The 12,908-nt window shown below is 58.9% G+C and carries 13 protein-coding genes; 6 read left to right on the top strand and 7 right to left on the bottom strand.

Annotation, left to right across the window (positions count from 1 at the left end; translation table 11 throughout):
* Positions 1 to 534: 534 nt before the first annotated feature.
* Positions 535 to 786 carry an outer membrane lipoprotei OprI gene (oprI, locus tag DW49_RS0105840; RefSeq protein ID WP_002553018.1) on the bottom strand — a complete coding sequence of 84 codons (252 nt, stop codon included), beginning with the start codon at positions 784 to 786 and terminating at the stop codon, positions 535 to 537.
* 472 nt (positions 787 to 1,258) lie between these two features.
* Here oprI and DW49_RS0105835 point away from each other — a divergent pair, with 472 nt between their 5' ends.
* Positions 1,259 to 1,546 (top strand): GNAT family N-acetyltransferase, encoded by a 288-nt coding sequence (locus DW49_RS0105835; RefSeq protein WP_003382493.1) that lies wholly within the window; start codon positions 1,259 to 1,261, stop codon positions 1,544 to 1,546.
* Between the two features lie 84 nt (positions 1,547 to 1,630).
* Here DW49_RS0105835 and DW49_RS0105830 read toward each other — a convergent pair whose 3' ends face one another.
* Positions 1,631 to 2,707, bottom strand: a complete 1,077-nt coding sequence (locus tag DW49_RS0105830; RefSeq protein ID WP_003382491.1) for a 3-deoxy-7-phosphoheptulonate synthase — start codon at positions 2,705 to 2,707, stop codon at positions 1,631 to 1,633.
* Between the two features lie 243 nt (positions 2,708 to 2,950).
* Here DW49_RS0105830 and DW49_RS0105825 point away from each other — a divergent pair, with 243 nt between their 5' ends.
* The 4 genes from DW49_RS0105825 (at position 2,951) to cysB (ending at position 6,570) form a co-directional block, all read left to right on the top strand.
* Entirely contained in the window at positions 2,951 to 3,925 is a 975-nt protein-coding gene (locus DW49_RS0105825; protein ID WP_005617357.1) for a putative 2-dehydropantoate 2-reductase, read from the top strand.
* Positions 3,926 to 4,846: a 5'-nucleotidase gene (locus DW49_RS0105820; RefSeq protein ID WP_005617359.1), complete on the top strand. Its 921-nt coding sequence runs from the start codon at positions 3,926 to 3,928 to the stop codon at positions 4,844 to 4,846.
* 78 nt (positions 4,847 to 4,924) lie between these two features.
* A complete protein-coding gene (locus DW49_RS0105815; RefSeq protein WP_005617361.1) occupies positions 4,925 to 5,428 on the top strand; it encodes a universal stress protein in 504 nt (167 codons plus the stop codon).
* A 167-nt stretch (positions 5,429 to 5,595) separates the two neighbouring features.
* Positions 5,596 to 6,570: an HTH-type transcriptional regulator CysB gene (gene cysB / locus DW49_RS0105810; protein ID WP_003382487.1), complete on the top strand. Its 975-nt coding sequence runs from the start codon at positions 5,596 to 5,598 to the stop codon at positions 6,568 to 6,570.
* Between the two features lie 85 nt (positions 6,571 to 6,655).
* Here the strand turns inward: cysB and DW49_RS0105805 are convergent, their stop codons facing one another.
* Complete coding sequence (locus DW49_RS0105805) at positions 6,656 to 7,390, bottom strand: phosphoadenylyl-sulfate reductase (RefSeq protein WP_005617365.1); 735 nt, start codon at positions 7,388 to 7,390, stop codon at positions 6,656 to 6,658.
* Positions 7,391 to 7,530: 140 nt separating this feature from the next.
* Here DW49_RS0105805 and thrH point away from each other — a divergent pair, with 140 nt between their 5' ends.
* Positions 7,531 to 8,148: a bifunctional phosphoserine phosphatase/homoserine phosphotransferase ThrH gene (gene thrH, locus DW49_RS0105800; RefSeq protein ID WP_005617367.1), complete on the top strand. Its 618-nt coding sequence runs from the start codon at positions 7,531 to 7,533 to the stop codon at positions 8,146 to 8,148.
* A 151-nt stretch (positions 8,149 to 8,299) separates the two neighbouring features.
* Here thrH and pabB read toward each other — a convergent pair whose 3' ends face one another.
* The 4 genes from pabB to rloA all read right to left on the bottom strand — a co-directional run bounded on the left by pabB (position 8,300) and on the right by rloA (position 12,805).
* Entirely contained in the window at positions 8,300 to 9,643 is a 1,344-nt protein-coding gene (gene pabB / locus DW49_RS0105795) for an aminodeoxychorismate synthase component I (protein WP_024419751.1), read from the bottom strand.
* 87 nt (positions 9,644 to 9,730) lie between these two features.
* Positions 9,731 to 10,708 carry an alpha-L-glutamate ligase-like protein gene (locus DW49_RS0105790; RefSeq protein WP_161780188.1) on the bottom strand — a complete coding sequence of 326 codons (978 nt, stop codon included), beginning with the start codon at positions 10,706 to 10,708 and terminating at the stop codon, positions 9,731 to 9,733.
* Positions 10,708 to 12,249: an osmotic stress tolerance membrane protein RloB gene (gene rloB, locus DW49_RS0105785; RefSeq protein WP_005617372.1), complete on the bottom strand. Its 1,542-nt coding sequence runs from the start codon at positions 12,247 to 12,249 to the stop codon at positions 10,708 to 10,710. Before rloB ends, DW49_RS0105790 begins: the two co-directional genes overlap by 1 nt.
* 4 nt (positions 12,250 to 12,253) lie before the next feature.
* On the bottom strand, positions 12,254 to 12,805 hold the full coding sequence (gene rloA / locus DW49_RS0105780; protein ID WP_005617374.1) for a retropepsin-like aspartic peptidase RloA: 552 nt from the start codon (positions 12,803 to 12,805) through the stop codon (positions 12,254 to 12,256).
* Between the last annotated feature and the right edge of the window lie 103 nt (positions 12,806 to 12,908).

The following is a 12,908-nucleotide window of genomic DNA, read 5'->3' as shown; positions in this document are numbered from 1 at the left end:
ATCACTGAAATCGCAAAACCGTTGTGTGACGCGAAGCGCCACAAAGAGGACGCAGAGCGTCCAGAACTGCATGCCGACGCAGAGCATCGGCACGATAATCAGTAAGATTTGTGAATCACATGAGTGCGAGCAAGCTGCACCGGGCCAAGGATGGCCCGTTGCAGCGGCCCCCGGATCAGTGTCAGGGCGAAGGAACCCGACGAAGTCGGGCCGGAAACGGAGCCAGGGGATTTGCCTACTTTGGCCCCATCAAAGTAGGTAGCCGAGGGGCGAAAAGGTGCCTTGAGCCGTTAACAAGCACCACTGAAATCGCAGAGCTGCCGTGTGACGCAGAGCGTCACGAAATCTGGTTCGTCTGATGCGCCTTGTAAGCAGGCCTTACTGTCGGTTCCCGACAGATGGCTGACAAGCAACGCTTCGCCGGGTCCACACGCCCTCCGGGCAGAAGCCCATCCTTCGAGCAATCACGTCAAAAAAAGAACAAAAAAAAGCCGACCCGTTGCCGGATCGGCTTTAAATAACCCCGGAGGATTATTACTTGCGGCTAGCCTTGTCCAACATGCGCAGAGCGCGCTCGTTGGCTTCGTCAGCAGTTTGCTGAGCTTTTTGAGCAGCAGCCAGAGCTTCGTCAGCCTTGCGGTAGGCTTCGTCGGCACGTGCTTGCGAACGAGCAGCTGCGTCTTCGGTAGCTGTCAGACGAGCTTCGGTTTCTTTGGATACGCTGCTGCAACCGGTAGCCAGAACTGCGGCCAGAGCCAGAGCAGAGAATTTCAGAACGTTGTTCATCGTGTTCACCTTCAAGGAATTTTGTTCAAATTAGTCATCTCTCGAAAATGAGAAAACGACCGGCGTACATAGTACCCATTGTTTGTAGTAAGTAAACGGACCCAACGCAAGAAGCTGCTAAAATTCCCGGCTTTGAAAGTGTTCCGCGTTACTTCTCAAGCGTTCTGTACAAAAACTATCCACATTTACTGGACCCCGGTTCACTTCAGGCGTTCCGTCGTTACGCCAGAATGTGTTTTCTGCCGTCACCGTGTTTGACTGCCGGTCGGCGGATTGTCATTTTCATGTGTTTTTACCTCTACCGCGCTTGAGCATCTTCAGCATTGGTGCCTACTATCCAAGCGTGCTGTTTGTCGAGATCGGCAATGCTCTTTCCGGTGTCAAAAACAGGCACTGGGTGGCGTAGATGTTCCTTCGCCGGAAAAAGATCGGTAAGGTAGGGGTCAAATTCCAAGACCCGCGAGGAGTAGCGATGAGCGAGGCGTTGTCCATCCACCATGACGAGACCGGCCATCATTTTGAAATCATTATCGACGGCCACCGTGCCTATCTGACGTATATGGATCTCGGTAAACAGACCCTGGACTTTTACCGTACCTTTGTGCCCGACGCTCTGCGTGGTCGCGGTATTGCCGCTGCCCTGACCAAACAGGCACTGGACTACGCCGACAGCATTGGCTATTCGGTCATACCGTCCTGTTCTTATGTCGAGCGCTACATGGAACTTCATGACCTGCAGTCGCAGGCGGCCAAGCTCTGATCCGACTTTTTGCTGAAAGCACCCGGAAAAACGCCGAGCATCTGCTCGGCGTTTTCGTTACTGCACTTATCGACTAGATACCGATCATTTGCGCGTGCGCGCCGGCAGTACGCCCTTGAGCTTGGCATGCATGCTGCGCAGGGTTTTTTCAGTGCTTTCCCAGTCGATGCATGCATCGGTGATAGAGACGCCGTACTGCAATTCCGACAGATCCTTGGGAATCGCCTGACAACCCCAGTTCAGATGGCTCTCGACCATCAGGCCGATGATCGACTCGTTGCCTTCCAGAATCTGGTTGGCGACGTTTTCCATCACCAGCGGTTGCAGGGCCGGGTCCTTGTTGGAGTTGGCGTGGCTGCAATCGACCATGATGTTGGGGCGAATGCCGGCCTTGTTCAGCGCCTGCTCGCAGAGTGCAACGCTGACCGAATCATAGTTGGGCTTGCCATTGCCGCCGCGCAGCACAACGTGGCCATAGGCGTTGCCTTTGGTGGTCACGATCGACACGCCGCCTTCCTGGTTGATGCCCAGGAAGCGATGCGGGCTTGAGACCGACTGCAGGGCGTTGATGGCAACGGTCAGGCCGCCATCAGTGCCGTTCTTGAAGCCGACGGCCGAAGACAGGCCGGAAGCCATCTCGCGGTGGGTCTGCGATTCGGTGGTGCGCGCGCCGATGGCCGACCAACTGATCAGGTCCTGCAGGTATTGCGGGGAGATCGGGTCCAGCGCTTCGGTGGCGGTCGGCAGGCCCATTTCAGCCAGGTCCAGCAGCAGTTGGCGGCCGATGTGCAGGCCATCCTGGATCTTGAACGAGTCATCCAGGTAAGGGTCGTTTATCAGGCCTTTCCAGCCCACTGTGGTGCGAGGCTTCTCGAAGTACACGCGCATGACCAGATACAGCGTGTCGGAAACTTCCGCCGCCAGTACCTTGAGGCGCTCGGCGTACTCTTTGGCTGCTTTCAGGTCGTGGATCGAGCACGGGCCGATCACGATGAACAGGCGGTGATCATTGCCATCGAGAATGTTGCGAATCACTTCGCGACCCTGGCTGACAGTCTGCAGGGCAGCGTCGGTCAGCGGGATGTCGCGCTTGAGCTGATCCGGTGTGATCAGAGTCTCGTTAGAGGCAACGTTGAGGTCGTTAATCGGTAAATCAGCCATCGTGTTACTCATCAGGTCGCGGGTACTGGCCGCCAACGGTCCCCCGTGCGGCGGTGCCCAGCAGGTTTGAGCGCAGCGGGGAGCGGAACCTTAGCGCGTTATCGCGCTGTTCGACAATAAGTAAACGAGGTATCGGGCAGGTTCGACATGGTGGCCGGCCGAGTTGCGCCTCTGTGTTGCAAGACAAACCGCCGCCACGGATAGTGTGTGACCTTGAATACCCGGATAGCCAAGGGAGTTTTTATGACGACTGAGCCCCATCGGCCGCGTATCGGCATCATCGGTACGGGTGCCATCGGTGGTTTTTACGGACTGATGCTGGCGCGGGCCGGTTTCGACGTGCATTTTCTGCTGCGCAGCGAGTTCGAGACCGTGGCGCGCGAAGGTTTGCAGGTCAAAAGTGCAGTGCACGGTGATTTACACCTCCAGCCTGTGCAGGCCTACCGCTCTGCCACCGACATGCCGCCCTGCGACTGGTTGCTGGTGGGCACCAAAAGTACCGGCAATGCCGCGTTGGGCCCGATCGTCCGCCAGGTCGCCGCGCCGGATGCCAAAGTACTGCTGTTGCAGAACGGTCTGGCCGTTGAAGATCAACTGCGGGCTGTGCTGCCTGATGGCCTGCACATACTGGGCGGCCTGTGCTTTGTCTGCGTGAACCGCATTGCGCCTGGCGTGGTTGCCCATCAGGCATTCGGCGCGGTCAGTGTGGGTTATCACAGCGGCCCGGCAGTCGATGAGGCGAGTCGTCTGGCCGTTGTCGAGGCATGCTCGGCGCTATTCAAGACCGCAGGAATCGACGCCCCCGTGATGGCCAATCTGCAACAGGCGCGTTGGCAGAAGCTGGTCTGGAATGTGCCCTACAACGGTTTATCGGCGTTGTTGCAGGCGGGCACGACAGGGTTGATGAGCGACCCTGACAGTCGCGCGCTGATCCGCGCACTGATGGACGAAGTGGTGCAGGGCGCACAAGCCTGTGGCCATACGTTGTCGACCGATTTCGCCCAGCACCTGTTATCAGTCACCGATAGCATGTCGGACTACAAACCCAGCATGTACCACGATCTGGCCGAAAAGCGCCCGCTGGAGCTGGAGGCGATTTATGCCCGTCCCCTTGCGGCAGCGCAGGCTGCAGGTTTTGACATGGCCCGGGTTCGCGCGCTGTATCAGGCGCTGGCATTTATAGATCGTGGCAACCGTCAAGCACGCGAGGAAGGATGAATGACAGAATCAGATGATCACAAACTGGTACTGGCGATTTCATCGCGGGCGCTGTTTGACCTGCGCGACAGCCATGCTGTTTACATGGCCGAAGGGGTTGAGGCGTACCGCAAGTATCAGATCGAGCACGAAGACGAGATTCTCGAGCGCGGCGATGCCTTCACCCTGGTGGAAAAACTGCTCAACCTCAATGCCAGCCTGAGCAAGGCACGCGTCGAAGTGGTGCTGGTGTCGCGCAACAGTGCCGACACCGGCTTGCGGGTCTTCAACTCCATCCAGCACTACGGGCTGGACATCGCCCGTGCAGCCTTTGCCGGCGGGCGCAGTCCTTATCCCTACCTGGCGGCGTTTGGCTGCCACCTGTTTCTCTCGACACATGCCGAAGACGTGCGCAGCGCGCTGGATGCGGGGTTTGCAGCGGCGACCATTCTTTCCGGCGGCGCCAGGCGTGCTGCCAGCGCCGAATTGCGCATTGCCTTTGACGGCGATGCGGTGTTGTTTTCCGACGAATCGGAGCGGGTCTACCAGAGTGGCGGCCTGGCTGCGTTTCAGGCCAGCGAGCGTGAGTCGGCTCGCGAACCCTTGCGCGGCGGGCCGTTCAAGCCGTTTCTCGCTGCGCTCAATCAATTGCAACGCGAGTTTCCCGACGCAAGCTGCCCGATCCGTACGGCGCTGGTCACGGCACGCTCGGCACCCGCCCATGAACGGGTGATTCGCACCTTGCGCGAATGGGACATCCGTCTGGACGAGTCGCTGTTTCTCGGCGGTTTGCAGAAGTCGGCCTTCCTTGAGGCGTTCGCCGCCGATGTGTTTTTCGATGATCAGCCCGGTCACTGTGAAAAAGCGCGTGAGGTGGTAGCTACAGGCCACGTTCCGCATGGCATCAGTAACGAGATAATTCCGTTCGATGGCGGGGGCTGAGTAACCTGCCGTCGTCGCCCGCGATGCCCTGCTAAGCTGAATCGATCTCCGCCATTCTGGTTGTCCGGGAGGTTGTCTATGGTTCGTTCGATGCTGTATGCCACAGACCTCGGTCTGTACGCGCCTTATGTCATGCAACACGCGCTGGCGCTGGCTCGAACGTTCAATGCCGGGTTGTACGTCGTCCATGTCGTTGAGCCCATGGGCCTGTTTGCCGAGTCGGTGCTGCAGAGTTATCTGGGCGAGGAGGCGTTGCAGGAACTGCACGGCAAGGGTGTCCATGCGTTCCTGGAGGGTATTGAGCAGCGGATGCTCGACGGTTTTCGTGAAGAGCTGGGGGAAGGCCACAGCGACTTGTCCCTGATCCGCACAGTGCGTGTCGTTCAGGGAGAGCCGGCCAGCGTGATTCTCGAGCAGGCACACAAACTGGAAGTGGATTTGCTGGTGCTCGGCCGTCACAGCGCCAGCGCGCAAGAGGGCGCGTCGATAGGTCGAACGGCCGCCAGGGTTCTGCAGTCCTCCGGGGTGCCGGTGTACTTGGTGCCCATTATGTCGAAAGCGTTATGTCAGAAGGGATGTTGAAGAACGGGCGAGGGTAGGGGGAAGGTTCAATTGGCGGTTTTAATGAAATCGAGCGTGCCATCGCCTTACAAAGGTGATAAAAAGTTCTAGAATTATTCATCTCACCATTAATCCAGTTATATACCGTCGCTGATACCCATAGGGTTTATCTGCTTTGAGGGATACATATGAAGCTCCAACAACTGCGCTACATTTGGGAAGTGGCGCACCACGACCTCAACGTTTCCGCGACGGCACAGAGCCTTTACACCTCCCAGCCAGGCATCAGCAAGCAGATCCGTCTGCTCGAGGATGAGCTGGGTGTCGAGGTTTTCGCCCGCAGTGGCAAGCACCTGACACGTGTGACGCCTGCTGGCGAGCGCATCATCACCACCGCCGGTGAAATTCTGCGCAAGGTCGAAAGCATCAAGCAAATTGCCCAGGAATTTTCCAACGAGAAAAAGGGCACGCTGTCGATCGCTACCACTCACACCCAGGCGCGCTACGCATTGCCGCCGGTCATCAGCAACTTCATCAAGCAATACCCGGATGTTGCGTTGCACATGCATCAGGGTTCGCCGATGCAGATTGCCGAAATGGCCGCTGACGGAACGGTTGATTTCGCGATCGCCACCGAAGCGCTCGAGCAGTTCAGCGATCTGGTGATGATGCCGTGCTACCGCTGGAACCGTTGTGTGGTGGTGCCTCAGGGCCATCCGCTGACCAAGGTGCCGAAGCTGACCCTGGAGTTGCTGGCGGAATACCCGATTGTGACGTATGTCTTCGGTTTTACCGGTCGCTCCAAACTGGACGAAGCGTTCAGTCATCGCGGTCTGGTGCCGAAGGTTGTCTTTACTGCTGCGGATGCGGACGTGATCAAGACCTACGTCAGGCTCAACCTGGGTGTGGGGATTGTGGCAAGAATGGCGGTGGACGAAGAAGTCGACAGCGACCTGGTGGTGCTCGATGCCAGCGACCTGTTCGAGTCCAGCGTCACCAAGATCGCGTTCCGTCGCGGCACTTTCCTGCGTGGCTTCATGTGCGACTTCATCGAGAAGTTCGCCCCGCACCTGACCCGCGAGGTCATGGCCAAGGCGATTCAGTGCCACAACAAGCAGGAGATGGAAGAGCTGTTTGCCAACGTCGAGTTGCCGGTGCATTAGGAGTAGCTTTGAGCCACAAGCCACAAGCCACAAGCCAGAGCCGTACGCGCTTTGACTTGAAGCTTGCAGCTTGAGGCTCGCGACTTCAGTCGCGCACTATCAGATTGCCCGCATGCAGTCCGCATTCTTTCTGGGTGGCTTCTTCCCACCACCAGCGGCCTTCGCGTTCGTGCTGGTTGGGCAGGACCGGGCGGGTGCAGGGTTCGCAGCCGATGCTGATGAAGCCACGCTCGTGCAGGCTGTTGTAAGGCAGTTCAAGCATGCGGATGTAGCCCCAGATTTCCTCGCTGCTCATCTGTGCCAACGGGTTGAACTTGTACAGCGTGCTTTCGGCCGTCGAGAATGCGCTGTCTACTTCCAGTGCCGCAACAGCACTGCGCGTCCCGGGGCTCTGGTCGCGGCGCTGGCCGGTGGCCCAGGCCTTGACGCTGGACAGCTTGCGGCGCAGCGGCTCGATCTTGCGGATGCCGCAGCATTCGCCATGACCGTCCCGGTAGAAGCTGAACAGGCCCTTTTCCTTGACGAAAGGTTCAAGCGCGCGCTGGTCCGGCGAGATGATCTCGATGTCGATCTTGTAGTGATCACGGACCTGTTCGATGAAGCGATAGGTTTCCGGGTGCAGACGGCCTGTGTCGAGGCTGAAGACCTTGACGTTTTTGTTCAGTTTCCAGGCCATGTCCACCAGCACGACGTCTTCGGCGCCGCTGAAGGATATCCACAGTTCGTCACCGAAATGCTCGAAAGCCAGTTTCAGAATGTCCTGTGCAGACTTGTTCGCATAAGTCGTCGCCAGTTCAGCGACGTCGAAAGGTTGGCTCATCAGGCGGCTTCCTAAAATGCAAGAGTGGCGCTTAAGCGCTCGTGATGGCGACAATGGTAACAAAATCCGCTGTTCAGTGGCCGCTGCCAGAGGCTAGAGTGCCGCTTCCTTTGATAGTGAATGCCCTTGGGGAGTGTGCTGTGGAAATTGCCTGTCTGGACCTGGAAGGTGTGCTGGTCCCGGAAATCTGGATCGCCTTTGCCGAAAAAACCGGTATCGAATCATTGCGCGCGACGACCAGGGACATTCCCGACTATGACGTGCTGATGAAGCAGCGCCTGCGTATTCTCGATGAGCACGGGCTGAAACTGGCGGATATTCAGGCAGTGATCAGCACACTCAAGCCGCTGGAGGGCGCTGTGGAGTTCGTCGACTGGCTGCGCGAGCGTTTTCAGGTGGTGATTCTATCGGACACGTTTTACGAGTTCTCCCAGCCGTTGATGCGTCAACTGGGGTTTCCGACGCTGCTGTGTCATCGATTGATCACCGATGAAACCGACCGCGTGGTCAGTTACCAATTGCGTCAGAAAGACCCCAAGCGTCAGTCGGTGCTGGCGTTTAAAAGCCTGTACTACCGAATCATCGCAGCGGGCGATTCCTACAACGACACCACCATGCTGGGCGAGGCCGACGCCGGCATTCTGTTTCATGCGCCGGACAACGTGATCCGCGAGTTTCCGCAGTTTCCGGCGGTGCACACGTTCGACGAGCTGAAAAAAGAGTTCATCAAGGCGTCGAATCGGAATCTGGTGCTTTAAGCGCGAGGCTTACATTTATCCTTCTGCGCAAGATCGGACGCGGAGCGTCCAGGACGGCATTCCCACGCTGGAGCATGGGAACGATAATCAGCGCACGACCGGACATTTCTCGTTCATCACGCTCTGAGTCACATCGGTGCCGCGTGGCGGATCAAAGTGCCTCAAGCGTTTTCAGCAGCACGCGGACCTTGGTGAAGCTTTCCTGGTACTCCGCTTCGCAGTCCGAGTCGGCGACGATGCCGCCGCCGCCCCAGCACGAGACTTGCCCGTCCTTGACCAGCAGGCTGCGGATGGCGATGGAGCTGTCCATCTCGCCGCGTACATCCATATACAGCAGCGACCCGCAGTACAGGCTGCGGCGGGTCGGTTCCAGTTCGTCGATGATCTGCATGGCGCGGATCTTCGGCGCACCGGTGATGGAGCCGCCGGGGAAGCTGCCGGCGATCAGGTCCAGGGCATCGTTGCCGGCCGCCAGTTCGCCGGTCACGCTGCTCACCAGATGGTGCACGTTGGGGTAGCTTTCGAGGCTGAACAGCTCGGGGACTTTCACCGAGCCGGTTGTGCAACTGCGCCCCAGGTCGTTGCGCAGCAAATCGACGATCATCAGGTTCTCGGCGCGGTCCTTGTCGCTGGCCAGCAGTTCGGCGGCGAAGGAGGCATCCTGCGCCGGGTCCGTGCTACGCGGTCGCGTGCCTTTGATCGGGCGGGTTTCGACCTGCCGGGCGCTGACCCGCACGAATCGCTCCGGCGAAAGGCTCAAAATCGCATCGGCGCCTGACAGGCCCAGGTAGCCGGAGAACGGCGTCGGGCAGGCTGCTCGAAGCGCGCAATAAGCTGCCCATGGATCGCCAGCGCACTGCGCCTGAAAGCGTTGGGCGAAATTGACCTGATAGCAGTCACCTGCCTGAATGTACGCCTGGATTCGCTCGAAAGACTGTCGATAGTCGTCGGCGCTGATACTGGCCTGAAAAGTCTGGCTGAGCCTGAAGTGCGATGGCGCTTGGCTGATGCTGCCAGTGAACAGGTCAACCAGCCGCTTGCGCTCGGTGTCGGCCAGGTCTGGATGAAACATCAGTTGGCTGGTTTGCGCCTGATGATCACTGATCAGCGCCCAGGCGTAGAGCCCCAGCCGCGCCTCGGGCAATTGCAGGTCGTCGATGGCCTGATCGGGCAGCGGTTCGAGGCGTCGCCCGAACGCATAACTCAGGTAGCCGATCAGCCCACCGGCAAAGGGCAGCTCGCAGCCCGCCGGCAAGGTTGCCGTTCCCAGCGCCGCCAGGCTGTCGCGCAATCGTTGAAGGTAAGCCGTTCCGCTCTCGCCATCCGCAACCGTCAGTTCCTGCCGTGGCCAGGCGCTGAGCAGGTCGTAGCGGCCGCGCTCGGCAACCGGTCTGCCGCTGTCGAGCAGCACGGCCCCCGGTGCCTTACAGATTCGCGAGAAAAACACGGCCGGGTCGGCGCTATAGGGCAGGGGATATATCGAACAGGTGGGCATCGGCAAACGTCAGTCTTGGGCGCGCGGTCGGCGATTGTAGCCTTGCCGATCAGGCGCTCCTAGCGGTATGTCGGTATTGGGCGCAACTCAGGCGCTGGGCACGTGGCCGAACAGTTGCTGGACAAAATCGACGCGTTCCTGCGCGGACTCCTGACGGCCTTCGAGGGCCAGTTGCTCCAGGCGCGCCTCCACGGCTTGGGTGCGATGGGTCAGGCCACTGTCATTAGCGATCTGGATATTCAGACCTGGGCGGGCATTGAGTTCCAGAATCAGCGGGCCTTTGTCTTTATCCAGCACCATGTCGACGCCGATATAGCCCAGGCCGCACAGCTCGTAGCACTCGGCCGCGAGCTTCATGAAGCCGTCCCAGTTGGGCAATTGCACGCCGTCTACCGAGTGCGTGGTGTCCGGGTGCTTGCTGATGATGTTGTTCAGCCAGGTGCCTTGCAGCGTCACGCCGGTGGCCAGGTCCACACCGACGCCGATGGCGCCCTGATGCAGGTTGGCCTTGCCGCCTGACTGGCGAGTGGGCAGGCGCAGCATGGCCATCACCGGATAACCCATCAGCACGATGATGCGGATGTCCGGCACGCCCTCGTAACTGATGCTCTTGAAGATCGGGTCCGGGACGACCCGGTATTCGATCAGCGCCCGGTCGCGGTGCCCGCCCAGCGAATAAAGGCCGGTGAGGATGCTGGACACCTGATGCTCGATTTCTGCGTGGCTGATGATGCGCCCCGAGACTGTGCGAAAGCGCTCCTCGAAACGGTCGGCAATGACCAGAATGCCATCGCCGCCTGCGCCTTGGGCCGGTTTGATCACAAAGTCGTTGTGCCCGCCGATGATCTCGTCGAGCCTGTCGATTTCCTTCTCCGTGGAAATGACCCCGTACATTTCCGGCACATGAATGCCCGCTGCAATGGCTCGTTCCTTGGTAATGATCTTGTCATCGACCACCGGGTACAGGCGGCGCTTGTTGTACTTGAGCACGTAGTCGGCATTACGCCGGTTGATGCCCATGATGCCGCGGGCTTCAAGTGCTTTCCAGGTCTTCCACCAGCCGATCACTTGGCTTTTTCCTCTTCTTTGAGGAAGGCCTTGAAGCGCATCAGTTCGGTCAGACGATAGCCACGGTATCTGCCCATGGCCAGCATGAATCCGACCAGTACCAGCAGCACCGCCGGGAAGGTGAAGACGAAATAGGTCAGTTCCGGCACGCTCATGATCAGGTGCGCCAGAGACGCCGCGAACAGCGTACCGATGGCGACTTTCATTGCGTGGCTGCCGCCGCGCTCTTCCCAGGTGATCGACAGGCGTTCGATGGTCATGGTCAGAATCACCATCGGGAACAACGCCACCGACAGGCCGCGCTCCAGCCCCAGTTTATGGCTGAACAGGCTGATGGCGGCGATCAGCACCACAACGAAGGTCAGCACCACCGACAGGCGTGGCAGCATTTGCAGCTTCAAGTGCTCCAGATAGGAGCGCAGCGACAGCCCCAACGCCGTGATCACGGTGAACAGCGCAATGCCGAAGCCCAGTTGCGTTTCACGAAATGCCAGGGCGATCAGTACCGGCGTGAACGTGCCCAGGGTCTGCAGGCCGATCAGGTTGCGCAGAATCAGAATGACCAGCACGCCAATCGGGATCATGACCATGACCATGAAGGTCTGCTGGGTTTGCAGCGGCAGGCCGTACAGCGAGTAGGCGAGAAAGTCGGAGTCGGTGCTGGCGTCGGTCAGCTTGGCCAGACGCATGGCGTTCATTTCGCTGTTGTTGAGGCTGAAGGTGACTTGCACTTTCTTGCCCCCTTCGACGCTGACCAGGTTCTCTTCACCGGTCCACCACAGCAGGCGATCATCCGGCAAACCGGCTTCGCCAGTGTCGGGGTTGAAGTACAGCCATTCCTTGCCATTGAAGCTGCGCAGCCAGAGCTCCGGCGTCTGTTGCTGTTCTGCCTCCAGGCGAATGGTGTGGGCTTTTTCCATGGGCACGTGGGCAATCGACAGCAGTAGCTCGGTGATCCGGGCTTTGTTGGAGGCCGAGGTATCGCCCGCCAGCAGCAGCTTGACGTTGTCATCGTGAAGGTTGTTGACGCGCTTGATGGCTTCGGTGATGAAGGTCTCGACATCGGCCGAATGCTGGCGAATCGGTGCCAGCAAAGCCTCGGCGGCCACTTTTTCAGGACCTTCGATGGTCATGCTGTCGCGAAAGATGGGGCCTTTGACCTTGGGTTTTTCACCGCTGTAGCGCTTGGTCAGTACCAGCCGGTAGTAAAGCGTCTGGTTGCCGGTGGCGCGACGGGCGGACCAAGTGACTTTGCGATTGCCGTCAGCGCGGTTGACGCTGACGCCATAGTTGTTGGAAATGAAGCTTTCATTGAGGCTGATGTAGTCGTGGGCCAGTGGCGGCACGAACATCTGGATCTTTACCGAGTCCTTGGGGTTGGCGATGAATTCGACTTTGGCGTCGATGTTCCACAAGTCATCGGTTTCGTCTTCGCTCACGGGTATGCCGAGCGCCAGTATCTGATAGGCCGTGATCGCAATGCCCAGGGTCACAAGGGCAGTGATCAGGATTTTCAGATGGAGTGTAAGTGAGCGCATGGATTTACTCTGCGTTTTGAGCGACGGAAGCGCAGCCGGGCTTCCCTGCCGCATATTTAAGACTTGGATCGACCAGCGCATCAAAGCGTTTCAACGCTTCCGAGCCGATCAAGAGCGGGTATTGGAAAGCACTTCGGTCGGTCAAGTTCACTTCGATGGTGCGTAAAGCTTCGCCCATGCAGATATCGAGGCTGATCACCGGGCGTGAGGAGTACTTGTTTTCGTCATCCGGGTCGAGATCATCGGCGCGCCGCTTGATTTTGCTGACCCGGCTCAGCGGCCGTTCGATGGGGTGGACATGCTTGCTGTCGCTGGCCAGATAAAAGTGCACCCAGCTTTCGCCATTGCGCTTGAAGTGCTTGATGTCACGTGCGCTCAGCGAGGCAGTCTTGGCGCCGGTGTCGAGCTTGGCGGCGATCTCGACGTCGATTTCGATGAGTCTGGCGTATTCGTTGAGGCCATAGACTGTCTTGTTGGCGGCCATGCCAGGGGCGGAAAAAAGCAGGCCCGACAAAAACAGCAGGCAGAACAGCGTGGGGAGGGTAGTCAGTCTCATAAATCCTGGCGCGATGAGCGAAAAACTTCAGGGTCAGGGCGCAAGCGGGATGGACCTGATGATAGTGGTGCTGTGCGGTCGCCGGCAGTGAATCCGGTACGAA

Source organism: Pseudomonas avellanae BPIC 631 (assembly GCF_000444135.1).
In the GTDB taxonomy this organism is placed as follows: Bacteria; Pseudomonadota; Gammaproteobacteria; order Pseudomonadales; family Pseudomonadaceae; genus Aquipseudomonas; species Aquipseudomonas avellanae.
This window is presented reverse-complemented; position numbering and strand designations above follow the sequence as displayed.

Coding starts and splice junctions, on each gene's coding strand:
- oprI (WP_002553018.1), bottom strand. CDS start 786: ATGAACAACGTTCTGAAATTCTCTGCTCTGGCTCTGGCCGCAGTTCTG.
- DW49_RS0105835 (WP_003382493.1), top strand. CDS start 1,259: ATGAGCGAGGCGTTGTCCATCCACCATGACGAGACCGGCCATCATTTT.
- DW49_RS0105830 (WP_003382491.1), bottom strand. CDS start 2,707: ATGGCTGATTTACCGATTAACGACCTCAACGTTGCCTCTAACGAGACT.
- DW49_RS0105825 (WP_005617357.1), top strand. CDS start 2,951: ATGACGACTGAGCCCCATCGGCCGCGTATCGGCATCATCGGTACGGGT.
- DW49_RS0105820 (WP_005617359.1), top strand. CDS start 3,926: ATGACAGAATCAGATGATCACAAACTGGTACTGGCGATTTCATCGCGG.
- DW49_RS0105815 (WP_005617361.1), top strand. CDS start 4,925: ATGGTTCGTTCGATGCTGTATGCCACAGACCTCGGTCTGTACGCGCCT.
- cysB (WP_003382487.1), top strand. CDS start 5,596: ATGAAGCTCCAACAACTGCGCTACATTTGGGAAGTGGCGCACCACGAC.
- DW49_RS0105805 (WP_005617365.1), bottom strand. CDS start 7,390: ATGAGCCAACCTTTCGACGTCGCTGAACTGGCGACGACTTATGCGAAC.
- pabB (WP_024419751.1), bottom strand. CDS start 9,643: ATGCCCACCTGTTCGATATATCCCCTGCCCTATAGCGCCGACCCGGCC.
- rloB (WP_005617372.1), bottom strand. CDS start 12,249: ATGCGCTCACTTACACTCCATCTGAAAATCCTGATCACTGCCCTTGTG.
- rloA (WP_005617374.1), bottom strand. CDS start 12,805: ATGAGACTGACTACCCTCCCCACGCTGTTCTGCCTGCTGTTTTTGTCG.